This is a genomic window from Pseudoalteromonas sp. 2CM28B, assembly GCF_023161935.1.
This window is the reverse complement of the sequence record NZ_JALNTH010000002.1, coordinates 110,860-133,021: the sequence shown is the minus strand read 5'-3', so window position 1 is coordinate 133,021 and position 22,162 is coordinate 110,860. Positions and strand designations below refer to the sequence as shown.

The following is a 22,162-nucleotide window of genomic DNA, read 5'->3' as shown; positions in this document are numbered from 1 at the left end:
TTTTCTGAATAGCTGTTTTTTATGACTTTTTGTAGTTGGGAAGCTAAACGTTTACTTTCCCTCGCCTTTCCCGTTTTTTTAGCACAAGTGACCTTAGTATTAATGTCAGTGGTTGATACCATTATGGCCGGACAAGTGAGCCCTACCGATCTTGCTGCACTGTCAATCGCTACAGGAATATGGAACCCAATTTTATTAGCAATACAAGGTATTCTATTAGCCCTAACGGGAGTCATTGCTCAATTCGCGGGTGCTAAAGACCGCAACGGCATTAGCCATTATTTTCAGCAAGCGCTTTATTTAACGCTCCTTTTAAGTATTGCAGGTTTTTGTGCTGCCCAGCTTGCTAATACCGTTATTTTACAGCTTGATACTAGCCCGGCGATTGCGGGACTTGCTTTTGATTACATTCATTTTGTTAAATGGGGTGTATTTGGTTTTTTAATTTTTACCGTGTATAGAAATATGACCGAAGGCATGGGGATGACCAAGCCTGCGTTTTATATCAGCCTACTCGGACTTGCGGTAAATATCCCACTCAATTATATTTTTATTAAGGGCTTCTTTGGTCTACCCGCATTTGGGGGCGCTGGCTGTGGTATTGCCACCGCACTGGTATTTACTGTAATGGCTATTGCGCAAGTTACTTATTGCCAGCTGAGTAAAAAAATAGATGCCAAAGGCCTATTAACTGGCTTTGAAAAACCCAATTTTAAAACCATAGGTATTATTACCAAACTCGGTATTCCTATTTCACTCGCTACTTTTTTTGAAGTGACCTTGTTTGCCTGTATTCCCTTGTTTATTGCGCATTTGGGTGCGGTGGCTGTGTCTGGCCATCAAATTGCAGCCAGTGTTACGGCACTATTATTTATGATGCCTCTGAGCCTCTCAATTGCCATTAGCATACGAATTGGTAATTTATTTGGGCAGAATCATTTAGATCAATTAAAAGTTGCAGTATCAACAAGTTATATTATGGCGGCTATGGTTGCGTTGTTTATCGCTTTTATTACATTTATAGGGCGTGATGTGATTAGCCAATTATATAGCGATAGCCCTGCGGTACTTGCGCTTGCTTCATCAATTATGATTTTAGCCTGTATTTACCAACTTCCTGATGCATTACAAGTAGCTGCAAACGGTATTTTACGTGGTTTAAAACACACAGCGCCGATTTCGTATATTACTTTTATTTCTTATTGGTTAATCGGCTTTAGTTTAGGCTACGTATTAGCAAGAACAGACATGATAGTGCCAGCAATGGGCCCGCATGGTTTTTGGATAGGCATTATCGTTGGCTTATCAGCTGCAGCTATACTACTGATGCTGACCGTTCATAGGCGATTTAAACGTGAACCATTTATTCTCACTTAAACAATCAATCTATACCAAACTGCCGGTTAATTGGTTATTGGCGGCATGTTGTATGGTGCTTTTGGGCTGCTCAGAGCAGCCCAGTGAGGCAAATAAAACCTATTTGTCTCGCTTGAATAATACCTTACAAACGCCTGAGCCACACACAAAGCCACTGCAACAATTAGCCTTAGTAAAGCCAGTTGAAGCGTTGCAACCTGCCATTAAAATTGGCATAACTGAACTAGCTGGTATTAGCCAATGTAAACTTAACGTTCTGATAAGCGAGCATAATAATCAATTAGGCAAAACCGCCACCGCTGCTAGCCAATTGAAGTACCAAATAGATTTTATTCAAAGCGCGCAAAACTGTTTAAACACCTTAGATAAACAAAGCAACGTTCACAGTAAAATTACAGCGGCAAAAAACCAAAAACAAACTCAACTCACTTATTATTTTAATAATGTTTTATATAGTGAACCTGAACTAAGCAGCACTTGGCAGCTAACTGGCCAAGAACTCAGCACCCAACCGGCTGGGTTTAGTGACACGGTTGAGGCGCTTAAAAAGCTAACGACCATTAAACACCTAATAGAAACTAAAGGGAGTATGGCAATAAACAGCGATGATATTTTGTCAGCGCTTGAAACGCTCAACAAATACAAATTTGACCAACAGCTTATTCAAGCTGCGCGAGAACAAATTAGCTTAAATCATACAGCAACCCAGTTTGTAAATTCATTAGTAGTAGAAGATATTTGCCCTAAAGGTAAAAACAAGCAGCAAGCTAAAATTGTCAGTAATATATTTAATAAATATTATTTAAAACAAATACAGCCTTATCAAGCACAGCTGAGCGGGTATTTAGAAACATTGCAGCCGCTTTATATGCAGCTATGGTTTAATCAAGCAGTGAGTAGCGAAGCGGTAAATGCCCTACTTGACCCAAATTCTAACAACTTACTCGCTCAGCTAAAAGCGTCAGCAAAAGAACATGTTATCTGGTGGCAAAAATTTTATAAAACGTGCGAAATCAGTCCAATATGAATAAAAAAACGGCAAATAAACTCAAATAACATAAACATGCTTGATTCACCACTCATCACGCTATATATTAGCGACCGTTGTTAAGCAATTAACAATTCTTAAATACAGAAGTACGACTGTAGTTCAGTTGGGCGAGGTTAGACCGAAGCGAAGCTTCGCAGCCGAACGAGGTGGAGGCAGGACGCCGACAGGATGAAGCTTCATGGATGAATTAAATAGTACGTAAACTCATAGTACGACTGTAGCTCAGTTGGTTAGAGCGCTACCTTGACATGGTAGAGGTCGGTGGTTCGAATCCACTCAGTCGTACCAACATTTAAGAATCCTAAAAAAATTGTACGACCGTAGCTCAGCTGGTTAGAGCGCTACCTTGACATGGTAGAGGTCGGTGGTTCGAATCCACTCGGTCGTACCAATTCAAAAAGAACGTAGGTCGGTTAAGTGGCGAAGCCGCGCCACCCGACATGGGTGAAACACCCGACATTAGGTAACATTCCAATACCAAACGCCACCCAACATAAAGCAAGGCCTGTACCGGTAATAACAAATACCAACATCGTCGGATGACACCTCCGAATTATCCAACATCGTCGGATGACGCCTTTGAATTATCCAACATCGTCGGATGACGCCTCCGAATTATCCAACATCGTCGGATGACGCCTCCGGATTATCCAACATCGTCGGATGACGCCTCCGGCTTATCCAACCTACGTTCATTATTGGTAACGTATTGGAAACACCCGACATAAAATATATTATATTATTCCCCACACCAATTACGGCTGTACATTCCTGATGCGACCGCTTTATGAAAGCTTGAATAAGGCCAATCAACCACCCGCTCAACCAAACCATGTTTAAGCGGGTTAAAATGCACATAATTTACATGGTGCCAATAATCACGTTCATCAACAATGGTATGCTCCCAAAAACGGCGTTGCCAAATCCCTCGTTCATTTTTATTAACGCGTGCGAGTGATAAATGTTCGTTTTTAGGCAAGCCTTTAGAAAAACGTTTTTTAATTTCGCGCCAACGGCCAGAATAATCGCTATCACCTTTGGGTAAAGTTAACACTGCATGTATATGATCAGGCAACACCACCCACGCATCAATATAAAATGGTTTATGCATTTTTACCCAGCGTACAGTTCCACGCAATAAATCAATATGCTCAACCAATAATGACTCTTTACGATCCTGCAAATTAACCGTAAAAAAATACGTTCCTCCCGGTTGATAATTTCGACGATATCTCACAAAAAATCTCCTTATAATAAACGGCTAATACCTCTGGGTTATTCAATATCGTAGGATGACGCCTTTGAATTATCCAACATCGTCGGATGACGCCTCCGAATTATCCAACATCGTCGGATGACGCCTCCGGCTTATCCAACCTACGTTAATTGTTGGGAACGTAGGTCGGTTAAGTGGCGAAGCCGCGCCACCCGACATTGTGTAACCTACCGCCATCAAGCAACGCCCAACATCAAAAAACATTCCAAGAAAAAGCGCACACGCTCTAAACTTCCTTAATAAATATCAGGTAACATCCATTTAATCACGTTGCAAAGTCAGAATTTATTGCTTGAAAATTAATACTATGTTAACAAGTAGGCTATCTTATAAGATTAAATACCAGAAAGTATTCTAGGAAAGGATTTACCTGTGAAGTCTGCCGCACTCATTATATTACTATCGCTATTTATTTTTGCTGGGCAAGTTCAAGCTAAAACTCTGGTCAAAGTGGGTGGCTATGAATTTCCTCCCTACGTAGAGATTGTTGACGGCCGAGCTTCAGGTCTCACCGTAGAGCTAATTAGCGAACTCAATAAAATACAATCTGACTATCATTTTGAGCTTGTGCTCACTACACCTATTCGGCGCTTTAAAGATTATCAGCAAGGTTTGTTCGATGCGGTATTTTTTGAAGATCCAAACTGGGGGTGGCTGCAAGGCAACCATATAATCAGTAACTCCCCTGTGATAGCAACAGACAGCGAAGTATTTATTGCTTTAAAGCAATTTGCAAAGTCACAAGCTTGGTTTGATAACTTAGACGATAAAACCCTCATTGGGATTTTAGGCTATCATTATCAGTTAGCAAACTTTGAAAACAATCCATCAATACTTGAAAACGAATATAAAATGACGTTACTGAGCAGTCATAAAAAAAGTATTGAATTAGTATTAAAAAAACGCAGCGATATGGCGATTGTTACCCGTTCTTACTTAAATCAATACCTCAATAAATACCCACAAAGTAAAAAAAAGCTGCTTATATCTGAACGCGTCGCGCAAACGTATAAAAACCAGTTATTAATTCGTCCAACACAGCAACTTGGTATAAACACGCTTTATAAATTAGTAAAAAAAGCACTCTCACAAAATACTTTTGCAACTAGATTAGAGCAGCTTGGCTTACAACAACATAATCTCTAGTAGCGCTTATTTTCTACCCATCAGCTTTGCTTATCATTTAATGGCAATAACTAGAAAATTTGCTATTTTCATCGTGTGTCGCAAACTCAACTAAAGTCATCAATAAATCACTGTGTTTATGGGTAAAACCAGTATTGGAGAGGCGTTTTTCTAAATAGCACGTAAAGTTTTTTCGTTGCAGGTGTTGGCTATGTAATTTTATTAACAGCTCTGACTGCTTTTGGTTAATTAATCGCGTCTCGTAAATCGGGTCTTCATCTGGCCAATTTTCTACAGGCGAGCCCTTTTGCTTAAACACAAAATCACTAAGTGAACGCTCGATTTGATTATAATCTTGCTCCCCTAGCAGTTTTTCTATTTCCTTTAATAAGCTTGAGTACAAAACACGCGGGAAAAGCTTGTAAAAATCATGATTTTTAAAGGGCTCTCCTTGTGGAGTTTGCTGCCAATTTTCAAAACTTGCTCGCAAAGCCTGGACTAATATACGTCCTACATAATGGCTTTTTTGGAATGAGACTCCTTGCGATTCTAGCTTTGAAAGTACGTGACTTAAACGTTGCTTTAAGCTACGTACTTCTACTTGCAGCTCGCTTTTTTCTGTCTCTAATAATTGTATTTCTTGAGCACTGGTTGTTATTTTTTGCTCTAGTATATTTATTTTAACTTGCGCGCCATAAAACAAATCACGGGTATCATTAAGCTCAGCCATAACACTGGCATTTTTTAATTTAATACTCGAATTCCCCTCAATAGCATAAGTAGTAAGCTGTTTGCTCTGAGAGAATGCTTTATTTAAAGTACTTTCTAACTTACTCTCAATAATTTGCCCAGACTTACTGCCTCTAAGTAAAGAATGTAAAGTTGAAGAAATATGCTTTTGGTACCAATTTTGGATCTGCTCACACTGTACATCAGATAAATTAGCAAATGGATTGTCTTCACTTATTGGCTTGTTAGCCATAAAAATTCCCTCTAGTAAAAAAGACTTTTAGTTGTTATGTCGTATTAAAGTGAAATTACTTACCTTTGCATGTTAATAGCTATCGCTTTTTAAGGCTATATTTAATTGTTCTAGAAGAACCTCACTATTTAAGTTGTTTATTCCAAATAACGCACTAAACTTAAAATTAAAGATAAAATGCATTACCCTCATGAGAATATTTTTAATCGCTGCCTTAGTGCTATCATTTTTCACTTACGCACAACCTGCGCCAGTAACCTATACGGTCGACAATAAAAACATCACGCTTCCCGGAGAGAAATGCAAAAGCGGCTATGGTGTACATATAGAGTTTTACCCTTGGACGCGTGCCGTGCGTGAAGCTGAATTAGGTAAAGCTGATATTTTATTTCCTGAGTATTTTATTAGTAACGATGTAATGTCAGAAAACACTTTAACCAAAACACGTAATCCGTTATTGGCGTTATCTGAGCCCATTCCTAGTGGCGACTTATCATTTGTAGCACTTTAAGATCACAGCATAGATTACGATGGCAGTATTGAGTCTGTAAAAAAAACAGGGTTATGGGGTGGTACGCTCATATACAAATAGTAAATAATTAGATGAACTTATTGAACAAGGCGAAATAAAAACCATCGTTGCTAACAGTGAATATCAGCTTATTCATTTGCTTTTAAATGGTCGGGTTGAGCTTATTGTTGCCGACTTAGAAGTGCTAAAAGCCAGTATTTATAAATCACAATTATCAGCTAGAGAAAAAAGAGGATGCTTAGTGCGCTAGTTGCATTAACGCCAAGCATAGAATACAAAGCCCTGTGTTATGAAATCAGTAAAAGTACGCCTAATTGGCAATTTATCTTAGATGATATCAACGCAGAAATAGCGATTATGCGTGCAAATAATGAATTTGAAGGCTTTATAAAAAATAAAAAACAGCAGTGTTATAACCTTGGATAATTAACGATTTATTTTAAACTCCATAGTAACTATAAAGCTGATGCTCTCATAGCCATCAGCTATTATATAATGTTTAAAAATCAAATGGCGCTCTTACCCAGCCTTCCATTAATACACGTGCGCTGCGGCTCATACTCGCTTTAGTCACTTGCCATTGGCCATTTGTAACAACCGCCTCGGCACCTACTTTAAGTGTGCCCGATGGATGACCAAAATTAACCTCGTTAATAGCACCGCCACCAGCGGCCAAATTAACTAATGTTCCGTCAATTGCGGCTGCTGTGCCAATAGCCACGGCGGCTGTGCCCATCATGGCATGGTGTAACTTACCCATTGACATTGCACGTACTAACAAATCTATATCGCTGGCATCAACCTGCTTACCACTTGAGGCTGTGTAGTCTTTTGCTGGAGCAACAAAAGCCACTTTAGGCGTATGTTGGCGTGCTTGCGCTTCATTAATATTCTTAATTAAGCCCATTTTTACTGCGCCATGGGCACGAATGCTTTCAAGCATAGTTAACGCCGCATTATCGCTATTAATATCATCTTGCAGCTCAGTACCGGAATAACCAATATCGCTAGCATTTACAAAAATAGTCGGAATACCTGCGTTGATCATGGTTGCTTTTAACGTGCCCACGCCTGGCACTTCTAAGTCATCCACCACATTACCTGTTGGGAATAACGCGCCATCACCATCAGCTGGGTCAATAAATTCCAGCTTTACTTCAGCGGCAGGAAAGGTAACACCATCTAACTCAAAGTCACCGGTTTCTTGTACTTGAGCGTTGGCCATAGGTACATGCACTAAAATGCTTTTTTTAATGTTAGCCTGCCATACACGCACAATAGCAATGCCATTATCTGGCACTCTGCTTTTATCAACTAAACCATTGCTGATGGCAAATGCGCCCACAGCAGAGGTTAAATTGCCGCAGTTACCACTCCAATCAACGAATGGCTTATCGATAGCAACTTGACCAAATAAATAATCAACATCGTGATCGGGCTGTTCACTCTTACTCAAAATAACCGTTTTACTGGTACTTGAGGTTGCGCCACCCATACCGTCGGTTTGTTTACCGTACGCATCTGGGCTACCAATAACGCGCAGTAATAAGTTATCGCGCGCCTCGCCTGCCACTTGGGCAGGCTCAGGTAAATCAGTTAAATTAAAAAACACGCCTTTACTGGTGCCGCCACGCATATAGGTCGCTGGCACTTTAATTTGTGGTTTAAACATCTTTTTTATGTCCTTATGATGCTTGCGTTGCTTCTAAAAAGTCTTGCGCAAAGCGTTGCAAGACACCGCCTGCCGCATAAATAGAAAGCTCTTCTTGCGTATCTAATCGGCATTTCATTGGCACAGTGACTACTTCACCATTTTTACGAGTGATCACTAATTCTAAAGTTGCCCCTGGTGCTGGTTCACCTTTTACATCATAGCTTTCGCTACCATCTAGGTTAAGTGTTTTGCGGGTTGTACCTGCAGCAAATTCCAGTGGTAGCACACCCATACCAATGAGATTAGTTCGGTGAATACGCTCAAACCCTTCAGCTGCAATAACCTGAACACCTGCAAGCCTTACACCTTTTGCCGCCCAATCGCGCGACGAGCCTTGGCCGTAATCAGCGCCTGCCACAATAATGAGTGGCTGTTTACGCTGCATGTAGGTTTCGATGGCTTCCCACATGCGTGTGTTTTTACCCTCAGGCTCTATACGCGCATATGAGCCTTGCTTCACTTCGCCGTTTTCATCCAATACCATTTCGTTCAATAGTTTAGGGTTTGCAAACGTGGCGCGCTGCGCAGTTAAGTGATCGCCTCGGTGCGTTGCGTACGAGTTAAAGTCTTCTTCTGGCACGTTCATTTTAGTTAAGTATTCACCTGCCGCGCTGCTTGCCATAATCGCATTAGAGGGTGATAAATGATCGGTTGTAATGTTATCGCCAAGCACTGCCAACGCGCGCATACCACTCATACTGCGCTCACCTGCCAAAGCCCCTTCCCAATAAGGTGGGCGGCGAATATAGGTACTTTCTGGACGCCAATCGTAAAGTGGGTCGTTATCTTCGCCGTAATCAACGGTTAAGTTAAACATTGGCTCGTATACTTTTCTAAACTGCTCTGGTTTTACGCTTTGCTTGATAACCGCATCTATTTCTTCATCAGATGGCCATAAATCTTTTAAGGTTATATCATTACCTTGTTGATCTTTACCGAGGATGTCTTTTTCTATATCAAAACGAATGGTACCGGCAATTGCATAAGCAACCACAAGCGGTGGTGACGCTAAAAACGCTTGCTTTGCATACGGATGAATACGACCATCAAAGTTACGATTGCCCGAAAGCACTGCTGTTGCATATAAATCGCGATCAATCACTTCTTGTTGAATTTTAGGGTCTAGTGCACCACTCATGCCGTTACAGGTAGTACAGGCAAAACCAACAATACCAAAACCAAGTTGCTCTAGCTCTGGTAATAATTTTGCATCCTCAAGATACGATTGCACTGCTTTAGAGCCCGGTGCCAATGAGGTTTTAACCCAAGGTTTACGCATTAAACCTTTTGCATTGGCGTTACGCGCCAATAAACCTGCAGCAATTACATTGCGTGGGTTACTGGTATTAGTACAGCTGGTAATAGCGGCGATAATACAGGCGCCATCTGGCATTAAGCCTTCTTCGTTCTCAACAACACCCGAAATACCTTGCGCTGCTAAATCGCTGGTAGATACACGACGATGCGGATTTGAAGGGCCTGCAATGTTGCGCCCTACACTTGATAGGTCAAATTTAAGCACACGATCATATTGAGCAGTTTTTAAGCTATCGCTCCATAAACCCGCTGTTTTAGCGTAGTTTTCTACCAGGGCAATTTGCTCTTCATCACGGCCTGTTAAACGCAAGTAATCAATGGTTTTATCGTCAATGTAGAACATAGCCGCGGTGGCGCCAAATTCTGGGGTCATGTTCGAAATGGTGGCTCTATCACCCAGGGTTAGTGCATCAGCCCCTTCACCGTAGAACTCAAGGTAAGTCGATACCACACGTTGCTCGCGTAAAAATTCGGTAATAGCCAATACAATATCGGTTGCAGTAATGCCGGGTTGGCGTTTACCGGTAAGCTCCACGCCCACAATATCGGGTAAACGAATATATGATGCGCGCCCAAGCATTACGCTTTCGGCTTCAAGGCCACCTACGCCAACAGCAATAACACCTAAAGCATCAACATGTGGGGTATGGCTGTCGGTACCTACTAAGGTATCTGGGAATGCAATGCCATCGCGGTTTTGAATCACCGGCGACATTTTTTCAAGGTTAATTTGATGCATGATGCCATTTCCCGGTGGGATCACATCAATATTTTTAAACGCGGTTTTGGTCCAGTTTATAAAATGAAAACGGTCATCGTTGCGTCTATCTTCAATGGCGCGGTTTTTTTCAAATGCATCGGGATCAAAACCTGCGTGCTCAACAGCTAATGAGTGGTCAACAATCAGTTGAGTCGGTACAACCGGATTTACTTTTGCAGGATCGCCGCCTTTTGCAGCAATAGCATCACGCAGGCCCGCTAAATCAACCAGTGCGGTTTGCCCTAAAATATCGTGACATACAACGCGTGCCGGATACCACGGAAAGTCTAAGTCTTGTTTACGCTCAATTATTTGGCTCAGTGCATCGGTTAGCATTTCGGGCTCACAGCGACGCACTAAGTTTTCGGCAAATACACGCGAACTGTAAGGTAGTGTAGCGTATGCGCCAGATTTAATGGCATCGACGGCGGCTTGGGTATCGTAGTAATCAACATTTGAGCCCGGTAAAGGCTTACGGTATTGGGTGTTATTAATAATGGTCATAATAAATTCGCTAATTTGGTGACGGAGGAGAGTACGCTAAAGCGCTATAATGAGTAATCATCAGCGCTATAAACAATAAAAGGTGAGCTAGGCTCACCTTAAACGCTAACTAATTAGCCTCTTGATTCAATTGGCGTGTAGCTACGCGCATCTGGCCCGGTGTAATCAGCACTTGGGCGAATAATACGGTTATTTGCACGTTGCTCTTTTACGTGAGCTGTCCAACCAGTTACACGGCTCATTACGAAGATAGGCGTAAATAACTTAGTAGGAATACTCATAAAGTGGTACGCCGATGCATGGAAAAAGTCAGCATTACAGAATAACTTCTTCTCACGCCACATAACTTCTTCACAGCGAACTGATATTGGGTAAAGCACCTCATCACCCACTTCTGCGGCTAATTTTTTAGACCATTTTTTAATAATAACATTACGTGGATCTGACTCGCGGTAAATAGCGTGGCCAAAGCCCATAATTTTATCTTTACGCTCAAGCATCTCCATCAGTGCATCTTCTGCTTGATCGGCGCTGGTAAAGCCTTCAATCATATCCATGGCGGCTTCGTTGGCACCACCATGCAGTGGACCACGTAAGGTACCAATTGCACCAGTAACACATGAGTGAATATCAGAAAGCGTTGATGCACACACGCGACCGGTAAAGGTAGAGGCATTAAATTCATGCTCTGCGTACAAAATTAGTGATACATTCATTACTTGTGCAAATAATTCACTTGGCGCTTTATCGTGTAATAGCGTTAAAAAGTGTGCACCAACTGAGTCATCATCAGTTTGTGTTTCAATGCGAACACCGTCATGAGTAAAACGATACCAGTAACAAATAATACTTGGGAAAGTTGCCACCATACGGTCAATCGCATCGTTTGCTTCGCTAAAGTCATTTTCCATTTCAAGGTTACCTAGCATAGAACACCCTGTGCGCATTACATCCATTGGGTGTGCGTCTTTAGGGATGTTCTCAAGCACTGTTTTTAGTGCCTCTGGTAAACCGCGTAAACTTTTAAGTTTAGCTTTGTACTCTGCCAGTTCGCTTGATGTTGGTAGCTCGCCGCGTGAAAGTAAAAACGACACTTCTTCAAACTGCGCTTTTTCAGCCAATTCGCTAATGTCGTAACCACAGTAAGTTAAACCTGAGCCTGTTTGCCCTACTGTACATAATGCGGTTTGTCCTGCTACTTGGCCACGTAAGCCTGCGCCACCTAATGCTTTATCTACCATGATGTGTCTCCTGTTGAATTTTTATTATTTGTCAGATTTTGCTGAAAAAAGGTTATCGAGCGTGTTTTCGTATGAGTGATAATCTAAAAAGTCGTAAAGCTCTGCACGCGTTTGCATGTTTTCAATTTGGCTTTGTTGCGACCCTTCATTCAAAATAGCCGAGTACACATTAAGTGCCGCTTTGTTCATTGCTCTAAATGCACTTAATGGGTAAAGCACCATTTCTACGCCCACATCGCTTAGTTGCTCTTTGGTGTAAATTGGGGTTTGGCCAAACTCGGTAATGTTGGCCAAAATAGGCACATTAATCGCTTTGGTAAATGCTTGATAATCTGCAAGGTCATGAACGGCTTCTGCAAAAATGGCATCGGCACCGGCTTCAACACAAGCTGCTGCACGGTCTATTGCTGCGTTTAAGCCTTCTTTTTGAAACGCATCGGTACGTGCCATAATGTAAAAATCGCTATCGGTTTTTGCATCAACCGCCGCTTTAATACGGTCTACCATTTCAGCTTGGGTAACTATTTCTTTATTAGGACGATGGCCACAACGCTTTTGCGCTACTTGGTCTTCAATATGAAAGCCTGCTGCACCTGCTTTAGTCATTTCTTTAACGGTGCGGGCAATATTAAAGGCCCCGCCCCAACCTGTATCGGCATCCACTAACAAAGGTAAATCGCTAGCACCGGTAATACGGCGAATATCTTCAAGCACGTTATCAAGGCTGGTCATACCTAAATCTGGCATACCAAATGAGGCATTAGCCACACCCGCACCCGATAAATAAATAGCCTGATGGCCCATTTTTTCAGCCATCATCGCGGTGTACGCGTTAATAGTACCTACCACTTGTAACGGATGGTTATTTGCAATTGCCTGTTTAAATTTTAATCCTGCTGACATTACCTTCTCCTAACTTTGAACGGGGCTGCTCTTTGGCAACTTAGTATTTTTTAAACATCTGTACTAGCTAGCCATTTCATTTTGAGTGGCTTGTACTGATTGTTGATATCTATCAAATTTTGTTTGTATATTTGCTTGTGATGCACTGATATGGCGCTTCATTAACATTTCGGCAAGCTCTCCATCATGGTTTTCTATGGCGTTTATAATCGCTAAATGCTCATCAAACGCTTTAGATACCCGCGGCCCTACCATACCCATTTGTACACGATACATTCTTATTAATTGGTACAGGTCGTGGCATAACAAATGAATTAAGTGCGCGTTTTTACTGCCTTTGATTATTCTGTAATGAAAATCTAAGTCGCCTGCTTCTTGATAGTACGACTCACCTTCTTTAACACGCTGAGTGTGCAAATGCTGGTTGAGTAATTGTTTCAAGCCTTGTACTTCATCTGGTTCCATATTGTCGGCAGCTAACCTACATGCAAGTCCTTCAAGGGCACTACGTACTTGGTAAACCTCAATTAAACGCTCCGCGGTTAATGCTACAACACGACAACCTATATTGGCTTTGCGCTCAACTAAATAACAACTTTCTAAACGATTTAATGCCTCTCGAAGGGTTGCACGGCTTACACCATAACGCTTTGCAAGCTCCGGCTCTGATATTTTGCTGCCTTGTGCAATACTGCCTTCTACTATCTCGCGGCGCATATCTACAAACACTTTATCGGAAGCGGTTGTAACTGCGGTGTCGTTTAACAAGTGCTGTGTCATAAAGTATTTTTATATTGTCGACAATTTATGGGTTAACTATGTGCTTATTAACCTACAGTGTCAACCCTGAAAACACTAAAAATGAATAAAAAACCACCACATTGTCGACAGCATTAGCTAAAAGTATAATAAAAAATAGTGTTTAAGCCGCTTTACTCAACAAGGTGTCGACACTTTAAAAGGGTTACTCTTTCATTTTTAACACTGAAAAAAATCGTTAAAAATGCTATTATCCGGCTTTAATTTTTATTGTATGAGCCAAATCGTGGACGCTAACACTTATATCCCAGAACAATTTATTGACGACGTAAAAACTTATCTGCCTGATCACCTTACGTTAGATGATTTTTTAAATGCGTGTCGTCGACCTTTACGTAAGTCTGTTCGCGTTAATACATTAAAAATGAGTGTTGAAGAGTTTAAGCAACAAGCGGCTAAAAAAAACTGGCAACTTACCGCTATTCCTTGGTGTGATGAAGGTTTTTGGTTAGAGCGCCCAAACGATGAAGAGCAAAACCTAGCGCTGGGTAATACCGATTTACATTTAAGCGGGGCTATGTACGTGCAAGAGGCAAGCTCAATGTTGCCGCCAATAGCACTAAAGCAAAGCTTACAAACCAGCCAAACAGTTCTTGATATGGCCTCGGCACCGGGCTCTAAAACCTCACAACTGGCTGCACTAATGAACAATCAAGGCGTTTTGGTTGCAAATGAGCTGTCGTCATCACGTTTAAAAGTACTCAGTGCCACATTAAAACGAATGGGTGTAGGTAATTGTGCGTTATCGCATTTTGATGGCGTGGTATTTGGTAATTACATGTTTGAATGCTTTGATAGTATTTTGCTTGATGCGCCCTGTTCAGGTGAAGGCACAGTACGTAAAGATAGCGACGCGCTAAAAAATTGGTCTATCGAATCAAATATTACCATTGCCCAAGTACAAAAAGATCTGATTAAAAGTGCATTTTACGCACTTAAACCTGGCGGCACATTGGTGTATTCAACCTGTACATTAACCCCTCTCGAAAACCAGCAAGTGTGTGAGGCATTGCTAGAAGAATTTGGTGAGTACATTAAGCCAGAGCCTTTAAGTGATCTTTTCCCAGGGGCTGATAAAGCCACCACCGCAGAGGGCTACTTACATGTTTGGCCGCAAACCTTCGACAGCGAAGGCTTTTTTATTGCTAAATTTAAAAAGCACAGCAGCTGCGAAAACCAAAATCTAAAAGTTAAAAAAGGGGCATTCCCCTTTACTGATTTTGATAGTAAACAGCAAAGTGCGTTTATGAGCTCTCTCAAAAAGCAATTTGGTTTAACAAGCCTGCCAGGCACTTTAATGCAGCGCGACAAAGAGCTTTGGCTGTTTCCTGATGAATTTGAAGCGATACAAAACAAAATTAAATATGCGCGATTAGGTATTCAGGTTGGCGTTATTCATAAAAATGGCGTGCGCCTCGCCCATGAATTTGCCACCGTATTTGGTAAGCAGTGTAAAAGTAATGTACTGGCATTAACCAATGAACAGGCTAACGATTACTTTAATGGTAAAGATATACGCCTAGAAGAGGTAACCAAATCAAGCGGCGAGGTGATCCTAACTTTATGTGGTTGCCCTATTGGGTTAGGGAAATGGCAAAAAAATAAAGTTAAAAACTCTTTACCAAGAGATTTAGTACAAAATACGCAGTTAATAAACTGGGCGTAAACTCCAACTTAAATGTAACAAAGGTGTGCATAACAAATGTAACTCACTGTAATTATTTCAGTATAAAAAACGAACAAAAATGTGTATTTTTAGCACTTTTGACTATACTTAAATAACTTTCTTCTTCTCCCTAAGAATCTGAAAGTGTCTTTAGTTAGCGCAGGGCTCAAATACGAGCCCCTCTATAACCCAGAGTTCTTATAGCTCTGGGTCTTTTTTTGTCTAGGGGAAAGTTAACGGGCTTCGGGGATCGGGTTACGAGCTTAATCCCGAAACTTGCCCTAGCATTACAATTAGATCTTTAAGAGAAATTATGCACAAAGAGGGCTAAGAGACGCTGCGCTTTTAGAGGTAGTAACAAAATAATTAGTACTTAGGTTAGTCGCTTTGGTTTCTCATTTACTTCTCATTCGCTTCTCTCAGTGCAATAAGATCTTTAAGAAAACTATGCACAAAGAGGGCTAAGAGACGCTGCACTTTTAGAGGTAGTGACAAAATAATTAGTACTTAGGTTAGTGGCTTTGATTTCTCATTTACTACTCATTCCCTTCTCTCAGTGCAATAAGATCTTTAAGAAAATTATGCATAAAGAGGGCTAAGAGACGCTGCGCTTTTAGAGGATGACACTTAAAAATCAGAAGCTGTACTTTTCACGCGGGCAAGCTCAGCGTCTATCTATAAGTTATGAGCTCTACTTAAGATCTGTTTGATCTTCTCATTTGCTCCTCATTCGCTTCTCTCAGTTCAATTAGGTCTTAGTGAATTATTCATATAAAGGATGAAAAGGCTCTGCGATTTAGAGGACGTGACAAATACAGAATATTTTAATTAATAACTAGGCCTAGTATTTAATGTTTTCTCATACAATTTTCTATGTTAGGTAAGCTTTGAATTGTTGTGTAAAGGATAAATTACTTTACTAAACTATAATTAGTCTAAATCAATACAAGCAGAAATAAAAATCTAACTCTTAAAGTTACCATTGAATAAGGATAATCATGCACATTGACGAGTTAACACAAATAGTTATTGGCTGCGCTATAGAGGTACACAAAACCTTAGGCCCTGGCTTATTGGAGTCAAGCTATGAATCTTGTTTAATGTATGAGTTATGTCAGGCTGGGTTATTTATTAAAAATCAAGTTGAACTACCAATAATTTACAAGGAACAATATATTGCAACAGGCTATAAATTGGACATTTTATTACCAAATGAATTAATAATTGAACTGAAGGCCGTTGATAAACTACAACCTATTCACTCAGCGCAGTTGATTACATATATGAAGCTATCAAATATAAATACGGGCTTACTAATTAACTTTAATACACTAAAGTTGGTTGATGGTATCAAGCGCTTTAATTTATGATTTTTCAATCAACTTGATAGTTAATATTCTCTTAAGTGAAGATGCACAAAGAGGGCTAAGAGACGCTGCGCTTTTAGAGGTAGTGACAAAATAATTATTCAATTGGATTAGGGCTTTGGTTTCTCATTTACTACTCATTCCCTTCTCTCAGTGCAATAAGATCTTTAAGAAAATTATGCACAAAGAGGGCTAAGAGACGCTGCGCTTTTAGAGGTAGTGACAAAATAATTAGTACTTAGGTTAGTGGCTTTGGTTTCTCATTTACTACTCATTCCCTTCTCTCAGTGCAATAAGATCTTTAAGAAAATTATGCACAAAGAGGGCTAAGGGACGCTGCGCTTTTAGAGGTAGTGACAAAATAATTAGTACTTAGGTTAATGGCTTTGGTTTCTCATTTACTACTCATTCGCTTCTCTCAGTGCAATAAGATCTTTAAGAAAATTATGCACAAAGAGGGCTAAGAGACGCTGCGCTTTTAGAGGATGACACTTAAAAATCAGAAGCTGTACTTCTCACGCGGGCAAGCTCAGCGTCTATAAGTTATGAGCTCTACCTAAGATCTGTTTGATCTTCTCATTTGCTCCTCATTCGCTTCTCTCAGTTCAATTAGGTCTTAGTAAATTATTCATATAAAGGATGAAAAGGCTCTGCGATTTAGAGGACGTGACAAATACAGAATATTTTAATTAATAACTAGGCCTAGTATTTAATGTTTTCTCATACAATTTTCTATGTGAGGTAAGCTTTGCATTGTTGAGTAAAGGATAAATTACTTTACTAAACTATAATCAGTTTAAATCAATACAAGTAGAAATAAAAAATCTAACTCTTAAAGTTACCATTGAATAAGGATAATCATGCACATTGACGAGTTAACACAAACAGTAATTGGCTGCGCAATAGAGGTACACAAAACTTTAGGCCCTGGCTTATTGGAGTCAAGCTATGAATCTTGTTTAATGTATGAGTTATCTCAGGCTGGGTTATTTATTAAAAATCAAGTTGAACTACCAATAATTTACAAGGAACAATATATTGCAACAGGTTATAAATTGGATATTTTATTACCAAATGAATTAATAATTGAACTGAAGGCCGTTGATAAACTACAACCTATTCACTCAGCGCAATTGATTACATATATGAAGCTATCAAATATAAATACGGGCTTACTAATTAACTTTAATACACTAAAGTTGGTTGATGGTATCAAGCGCTTTAATTTATGATTTTTCAATCAACTTGATAGTTAATATTCTCTTAAGTGAAGATGCACAAAGAGGACTAAGAGACGCTGCGCTTTTAGAGGTAGTGACAAAATAATTAGTACTTAGGTTAGTGGCTTTGGTTTCTCATTTACTACTCATTCCCTTCTCTCAGTGCAATAAGATCTTTAAGAAAATTATGCACAAAGAGGTTATGAGACGCTTCGCTTTTAGAGGTAGTAACAAAATAATTAGTACTTAGGTTAGTGGCTTTGGTTTCTCATTTACTTCTCATTCGCTTCTCTCAGTGCAATAAGATCTTTAAGAAAATTATGCACAAAGAGGTTATGAGACGCTGCGCTTTTAGAGGAAGTGACAAGTACAGAATACTTTAATTAATAACTAGGCCTAGTCGTTAGTGTTTTCTCATTTACTTCTCATTCGCTTCTCTCAGTGCAATTTGGTCTTGGTGAATTATTTAAAAAAAAGAAGTTATAGACACTTAGCATTTAGAAGATAAAAATACTCAAAACCAGAAGCTGCGTTTGTTAAGCGAGCAAGCTATGCGTCTACAATCAACCCTAAATTCTGGACCTTAGCACGTACCTCACAGCCCATATCTCGTTGCTCGAAGCGCGTATTTTAACCACAGTATTTATTAAACATCCAACTGTTTCTAATAGCCTCATAATGAGAGCCAAATTGAAGCGATAAACACACTATTGGCAAACGATTCATTTGCTCAGCCATACTAAACACATCATAAAATTTATAACCATATTTAGAGGCTAATTTAAGCTCGTTCACATAAAGGGCTTTGTAGGTGGGTGGTAGTTCATTCCAGTGCATTAACGCAATTTGAATAATACCTAAGTGAACATCTAACTTATATGGGCCAACTTTTTTAGCTTGCTGAATATAATTATATACCCGCTCGGTAGGCCCCTCTTGATAGCTGACAACCTGTGCTAAGCTAATCCAGGTTAGTGCCCAAGTTTTCCTTAACTCAACCGACTTTAATAACGCTTGCTCAGCTTGTTGATATGTTTGCTTTACTTTATCTGACTGCTCACTTGATGTGGTATCAATACCGGCTAAACCTAGCATTTTTATATGGGCTAAAAAATGCCAATAATGAGGATGGTCAGGATCCATATTCGTAGCCAATGTAATCGCATTTTCTGCCGCTTGAAGCGATGAGCCAGACAAAGCACCATCCGACTCTTGCACAATATTAAGTGCATTAAAGTACCACGCATTTGCACGCATACTTTGCATGCTGGTATAAGCGATAACAAGTACTATCATGGCTAATATAGCAGCAGGAACTACCTTGAACATGTTTAATTTAGTCATTAAATAAGCACTCGGTTAGCTGCAGCGGGTTAGTTATAAAAAGCATTGTGGCCTGCTCTTCACCTATTAATTGCGCTACTGTTTTTCTAGCTTGACTCAATATAGGAGGTCGGCGCTTTACTGAATGCGCATCAGAGGCAACATAGTTCACTAACCCATCTTTTAACATTTGCAACGATATTGCTTGAGCGCTTTCGCCCCACTCACCTTCAATACTCGATGCTGTTAATTGAAAGTCGCAACCTAATTGGTTTAAGTGTTGAATATAATAAAGGTTTGACTGAATATCGCGATTACGCTCTGGGTGCGGAATAATAACGCGTATATTTTGTTTAGCGAGCCACTGAATAAACTTATCATAGCCTTGCGGCATGTGTGAATGCGGTAACTCTAATAACAACACGCTTTTGTCTGCTATTTTACCAATAAAAGGTAGTTTATTAGCCATCACCATTGCCATCAGTTCTACGTCTAAACGTACTTCAGCAGCGGCAGCCAACTTTACATTAATACCTTCTTTTTTTGCCTCTCGCTTTAAACTCTTTAAATCGTTTTTTATTTGAGCCGTCGCATTATTAAAGCGCCCCACATGTATATGTGGCGTTGCCACCATATGAGTAATACCATCGCTTTCGGCCAATTTCAAAAGCGCCAAAGATTCAGTTAAATCTTTAGCGCCATCATCAATACCCGGCAAAATATGCGTATGAATATCAATCATAAATTACTTAATTACACTTGTGGCTTTTCAGGTTGCTGTGAGTAATCGTAATAATCATAGTAACCATGGCTATGCTCATCTTTAGATTTACTCATATCTACCTTGTTTAGTACTACACCAGCAACGTGCGCTTTTACTTCAAATAAACGCTCAAGGCCCGCTGTAATTGGTTTAATACGGGTAATATCAGATTTAACAACATAAACAACTGAATCAACACTTTGTGCAATTACCAATGCATCACTTACTGCTTGTGTAGGCGGTGTATCAACAATAATGTGATCGTACTGCGCTTTTAACTCGCTAAGTAGCTCAGCAAAGCGTGGGCTTGACAACAACTCAAGTGGATTCGACGGTATTTGCCCGCTTGGCATAATAGTGACACCCGATTGCGTATCAACATGCACACACTCAGCTAATTTATCTGTGCCCATCATTAAGTTACTTAAACCTGGGTGAAATACCGGTATATCAAAGCGTTTAGCCAGCGTTGGTTTACGTAAATCACCATCAATTAGTAACACGTTACCCATTTGCGCCAACGACATCGCTAAATTGGCAGAGGTGGTGGTTTTACCTTCCCCTGGAGAGGTAGATGTAACCGCTATAACCTGATGCGCTCTATCTAAATGCGTTAATAATAAACTAGTACGCAAGGTACGCACCGACTCAGCAAAGCGACGATAGGTATCTTCTAAATAAGCATGTATCGGGAAAAAGCTCTTTTTAGGAACTGCAACATGCGGCAATAAACCAAGCATGCGCTGCGCAAGTTTATTTTCGACATCATTTTTATTTTTAACTGTGTCGTTTAAGGCATCAAAAACAAAAGTCATTACTACCGCAAAACCAAAGCTAGCAACAAAGGCTAATATAACAATCAGCTTTTTGTTAGGTTTACTTGGGTCTTTTGGTGCATAAGCACGGTCTGTAAAACGAGCGGCAGCTGAGCTAAAGTCACTGGTTACTTCGGTTTCTTTAGAACGTGACAAAAAGGTATTAAAAATATTACGGTTTGTTTCAACTTCACGCTTAAGCTGGTTATATTGGGTTTCTTTGCGGGTAATATCTTGATATTCAGCACGAATTTTAGCCAAGTCGCGCTCAAGCGCATTTACAGTTCGCGTTGTTCTGTTAAGCTCTTTTTCTATACCGGTAATTAACCCTTTAATTTGCTTATTAAGGTTAGTTTTAACTGTAGCAAGTTCAGATTTAGCTGAAATCATTTTCGGGTGTTTAGGGCCGTAAACCTCACTAAGCTCACTCACCTTACGCTCAACCAATACAACTTCGCGTTTAACATCTTGTACAACACGGTGCGAGGTAATTTCAGGCATACTGCCAAGTAATTCTATGTTGTCATTACCATATTCGTTAATAACACGATTTATGCTTTCAAGATTATTTTTAGTCGCACGCGCATCCACTAGCTGCTTCGAGGTTTGCTCTAGCTCTTGGGTAACAAGCCCTGCTATGCCCTCTATATCAACCAACTTTTGTTCTTCTCGGTAAGCTTGTAAGCGCACTTCGGAGCTATCTAGTTGTATACGTAATTCAGATAAACGCGTATTTAACCAACTTGACGCCTGCTGTGTAATACCCATTTTAGCGCGCATTTGGCTTTCTATGTAAACTTCACCTACCGTATTAGCCACTAAAGCAGCTAACTTAGGGTCGCTCGACTCAAAGCTCACTTGCACTAATTGTGTTTTACGAATAGGAGACACAGTTAAGCGTGACTTAAATGCAGCAAGCAAACCCAACATCTCACGCTCAGCTTGTTCTTCCTCTGTAATAACAGAGCCCTCTTTTTTATTTAAAAAAGGCAGTAACTGTTTTATCATGCCTTTTAACTCGCCTGTAAGCGATGGTTTACCTATGAAATCTGTGTGATCTTTTAAATTAAGTTTAGTAATTACCTCACGAGCAATACTATTAGACTTAATTACTTCAAACTGGGTTAAATAATACTCTTTTTTTGTGGAGTCTAAACCATATATTTCATCAAAGCTAACCGCTTTGGTTTGCTCCGACTCAATCAATAAAGTGGCTGTGGCGTTATACTTTGGCACTAACGTTAACGCAACCATTATAGTGAGCAAGGTAACGACAACAGCAAAACCTAATATTTTCCATTTACTTTGCTTAATAATATTAAAATAAGCACCTAAATCAATAAGTTCCTCGTTATTTTTAGGTTTTTCAAAGTGTGTATTCATTTTTTAATTACTGCCTTAAACTGC

Annotated in this window: 18 protein-coding genes and 2 tRNA genes; 10 read left to right on the top strand and 10 right to left on the bottom strand. The window is 40.0% G+C overall.

All coding sequences use genetic code 11. From position 1 onward, the window contains the following. The first annotated feature begins 21 nt into the window (after positions 1-21). From MTN96_RS03105 to MTN96_RS03090, 4 genes are all read left to right on the top strand, one after another. Entirely contained in the window at positions 22-1,377 is a 1,356-nt protein-coding gene (locus MTN96_RS03105; protein ID WP_248530717.1) for an MATE family efflux transporter, read from the top strand. After that, entirely contained in the window at positions 1,355-2,404 is a 1,050-nt protein-coding gene (locus MTN96_RS03100; RefSeq protein WP_248530716.1) for a DUF3080 family protein, read from the top strand. Before MTN96_RS03105 ends, MTN96_RS03100 begins: the two co-directional genes overlap by 23 nt. A 235-nt stretch (positions 2,405-2,639) precedes the next feature. Beyond that, positions 2,640-2,716, top strand: a tRNA-Val gene (locus MTN96_RS03095). Positions 2,717-2,742: 26 nt separating this feature from the next. Continuing rightward, positions 2,743-2,819, top strand: a tRNA-Val gene (locus MTN96_RS03090). Positions 2,820-3,167: 348 nt separating this feature from the next. Here the strand turns inward: MTN96_RS03090 and MTN96_RS03085 are convergent. After that, positions 3,168-3,665 carry a transposase gene (locus MTN96_RS03085; RefSeq protein ID WP_069439354.1) on the bottom strand — a complete coding sequence of 166 codons (498 nt, stop codon included), beginning with the start codon at positions 3,663-3,665 and terminating at the stop codon, positions 3,168-3,170. Positions 3,666-4,076: 411 nt separating this feature from the next. Between MTN96_RS03085 and MTN96_RS03080 the strand changes: the two genes are divergently transcribed. Further along, on the top strand, positions 4,077-4,850 hold the full coding sequence (locus MTN96_RS03080; RefSeq protein WP_248530715.1) for a transporter substrate-binding domain-containing protein: 774 nt from the start codon (positions 4,077-4,079) through the stop codon (positions 4,848-4,850). Between the two features lie 37 nt (positions 4,851-4,887). On the opposite strand, the gene MTN96_RS03075 is transcribed toward MTN96_RS03080, so the two are convergent. Further along, a complete protein-coding gene (locus MTN96_RS03075) occupies positions 4,888-5,811 on the bottom strand; it encodes a hypothetical protein (protein ID WP_248530714.1) in 924 nt (307 codons plus the stop codon). A gap of 190 nt (positions 5,812-6,001) precedes the next feature. On the opposite strand from MTN96_RS03075, the gene MTN96_RS03070 reads away from it, so the two are divergent. After that, positions 6,002-6,322, top strand: coding sequence for a hypothetical protein (locus MTN96_RS03070; RefSeq protein ID WP_248530713.1), 321 nt, complete (start codon positions 6,002-6,004; stop codon positions 6,320-6,322). Between the two features lie 255 nt (positions 6,323-6,577). Continuing rightward, the gene (locus MTN96_RS03065; RefSeq protein WP_248530712.1) at positions 6,578-6,769 is read left to right on the top strand and encodes a hypothetical protein; all 192 of its coding nucleotides are present in this window, start codon (positions 6,578-6,580) and stop codon (positions 6,767-6,769) included. Between the two features lie 73 nt (positions 6,770-6,842). Here the strand turns inward: MTN96_RS03065 and prpF are convergent, their stop codons facing one another. The 5 genes from prpF to MTN96_RS03040 form a co-directional block, all read right to left on the bottom strand. Beyond that, positions 6,843-8,015 carry a 2-methylaconitate cis-trans isomerase PrpF gene (gene prpF / locus MTN96_RS03060; RefSeq protein ID WP_248530711.1) on the bottom strand — a complete coding sequence of 391 codons (1,173 nt, stop codon included), beginning with the start codon at positions 8,013-8,015 and terminating at the stop codon, positions 6,843-6,845. 13 nt (positions 8,016-8,028) lie between these two features. Further along, entirely contained in the window at positions 8,029-10,638 is a 2,610-nt protein-coding gene (gene acnD, locus MTN96_RS03055; RefSeq protein WP_214553481.1) for a Fe/S-dependent 2-methylisocitrate dehydratase AcnD, read from the bottom strand. A gap of 113 nt (positions 10,639-10,751) precedes the next feature. After that, positions 10,752-11,879, bottom strand: coding sequence for a 2-methylcitrate synthase (gene prpC / locus MTN96_RS03050; protein ID WP_248530710.1), 1,128 nt, complete (start codon positions 11,877-11,879; stop codon positions 10,752-10,754). Positions 11,880-11,903: 24 nt separating this feature from the next. Beyond that, entirely contained in the window at positions 11,904-12,782 is an 879-nt protein-coding gene (gene prpB, locus MTN96_RS03045; RefSeq protein ID WP_013464731.1) for a methylisocitrate lyase, read from the bottom strand. A 63-nt stretch (positions 12,783-12,845) separates the two neighbouring features. Next, positions 12,846-13,562, bottom strand: a complete 717-nt coding sequence (locus tag MTN96_RS03040; RefSeq protein WP_248530709.1) for a GntR family transcriptional regulator — start codon at positions 13,560-13,562, stop codon at positions 12,846-12,848. 265 nt (positions 13,563-13,827) lie between these two features. Here MTN96_RS03040 and rsmF point away from each other — a divergent pair, with 265 nt between their 5' ends. The 3 genes from rsmF to MTN96_RS03025 all read left to right on the top strand — a co-directional run bounded on the left by rsmF (position 13,828) and on the right by MTN96_RS03025 (position 17,866). Then, the gene (rsmF, locus tag MTN96_RS03035) at positions 13,828-15,267 is read left to right on the top strand and encodes a 16S rRNA (cytosine(1407)-C(5))-methyltransferase RsmF (RefSeq protein ID WP_248530708.1); all 1,440 of its coding nucleotides are present in this window, start codon (positions 13,828-13,830) and stop codon (positions 15,265-15,267) included. 998 nt (positions 15,268-16,265) lie between these two features. After that, positions 16,266-16,637 carry a GxxExxY protein gene (locus tag MTN96_RS03030; RefSeq protein ID WP_138570616.1) on the top strand — a complete coding sequence of 124 codons (372 nt, stop codon included), beginning with the start codon at positions 16,266-16,268 and terminating at the stop codon, positions 16,635-16,637. 857 nt (positions 16,638-17,494) lie between these two features. Next, positions 17,495-17,866: a GxxExxY protein gene (locus tag MTN96_RS03025; RefSeq protein ID WP_193051445.1), complete on the top strand. Its 372-nt coding sequence runs from the start codon at positions 17,495-17,497 to the stop codon at positions 17,864-17,866. A 618-nt stretch (positions 17,867-18,484) separates the two neighbouring features. On the opposite strand, the gene MTN96_RS03020 is transcribed toward MTN96_RS03025, so the two are convergent. Genes MTN96_RS03020 through MTN96_RS03010 form a run of 3 tightly spaced genes read right to left on the bottom strand, consistent with a single transcriptional unit; the run spans position 18,485 to position 22,138 of the window. Beyond that, the gene (locus MTN96_RS03020) at positions 18,485-19,198 is read right to left on the bottom strand and encodes a VpsP family polysaccharide biosynthesis protein (RefSeq protein ID WP_248530707.1); all 714 of its coding nucleotides are present in this window, start codon (positions 19,196-19,198) and stop codon (positions 18,485-18,487) included. Next, positions 19,191-19,919: a tyrosine-protein phosphatase gene (locus MTN96_RS03015; protein ID WP_248530706.1), complete on the bottom strand. Its 729-nt coding sequence runs from the start codon at positions 19,917-19,919 to the stop codon at positions 19,191-19,193. The genes MTN96_RS03020 and MTN96_RS03015 overlap by 8 nt, the downstream gene beginning before the upstream one ends. 11 nt (positions 19,920-19,930) lie before the next feature. Further along, a complete protein-coding gene (locus tag MTN96_RS03010) occupies positions 19,931-22,138 on the bottom strand; it encodes a polysaccharide biosynthesis tyrosine autokinase (RefSeq protein WP_248530705.1) in 2,208 nt (735 codons plus the stop codon). Positions 22,139-22,162: the final 24 nt, after the last annotated feature.

What these genes read in the sequence shown, in the direction of transcription:
- MTN96_RS03065 (WP_248530712.1), top strand. Translation starts at nt 6,578, where the DNA reads ATGCTTAGTGCGCTAGTTGCATTAACGCCAAGCATAGAATACAAAGCC.
- MTN96_RS03070 (WP_248530713.1), top strand. Translation starts at nt 6,002, where the DNA reads ATGAGAATATTTTTAATCGCTGCCTTAGTGCTATCATTTTTCACTTAC.
- prpC (WP_248530710.1), bottom strand. Translation starts at nt 11,879, where the DNA reads ATGGTAGATAAAGCATTAGGTGGCGCAGGCTTACGTGGCCAAGTAGCA.
- MTN96_RS03040 (WP_248530709.1), bottom strand. Translation starts at nt 13,562, where the DNA reads ATGACACAGCACTTGTTAAACGACACCGCAGTTACAACCGCTTCCGAT.
- MTN96_RS03015 (WP_248530706.1), bottom strand. Translation starts at nt 19,919, where the DNA reads ATGATTGATATTCATACGCATATTTTGCCGGGTATTGATGATGGCGCT.
- MTN96_RS03025 (WP_193051445.1), top strand. Translation starts at nt 17,495, where the DNA reads ATGCACATTGACGAGTTAACACAAACAGTAATTGGCTGCGCAATAGAG.
- MTN96_RS03075 (WP_248530714.1), bottom strand. Translation starts at nt 5,811, where the DNA reads ATGGCTAACAAGCCAATAAGTGAAGACAATCCATTTGCTAATTTATCT.
- MTN96_RS03030 (WP_138570616.1), top strand. Translation starts at nt 16,266, where the DNA reads ATGCACATTGACGAGTTAACACAAATAGTTATTGGCTGCGCTATAGAG.
- prpB (WP_013464731.1), bottom strand. Translation starts at nt 12,782, where the DNA reads ATGTCAGCAGGATTAAAATTTAAACAGGCAATTGCAAATAACCATCCG.
- prpF (WP_248530711.1), bottom strand. Translation starts at nt 8,015, where the DNA reads ATGTTTAAACCACAAATTAAAGTGCCAGCGACCTATATGCGTGGCGGC.
- MTN96_RS03105 (WP_248530717.1), top strand. Translation starts at nt 22, where the DNA reads ATGACTTTTTGTAGTTGGGAAGCTAAACGTTTACTTTCCCTCGCCTTT.
- MTN96_RS03010 (WP_248530705.1), bottom strand. Translation starts at nt 22,138, where the DNA reads ATGAATACACACTTTGAAAAACCTAAAAATAACGAGGAACTTATTGAT.
- MTN96_RS03020 (WP_248530707.1), bottom strand. Translation starts at nt 19,198, where the DNA reads ATGACTAAATTAAACATGTTCAAGGTAGTTCCTGCTGCTATATTAGCC.
- acnD (WP_214553481.1), bottom strand. Translation starts at nt 10,638, where the DNA reads ATGACCATTATTAATAACACCCAATACCGTAAGCCTTTACCGGGCTCA.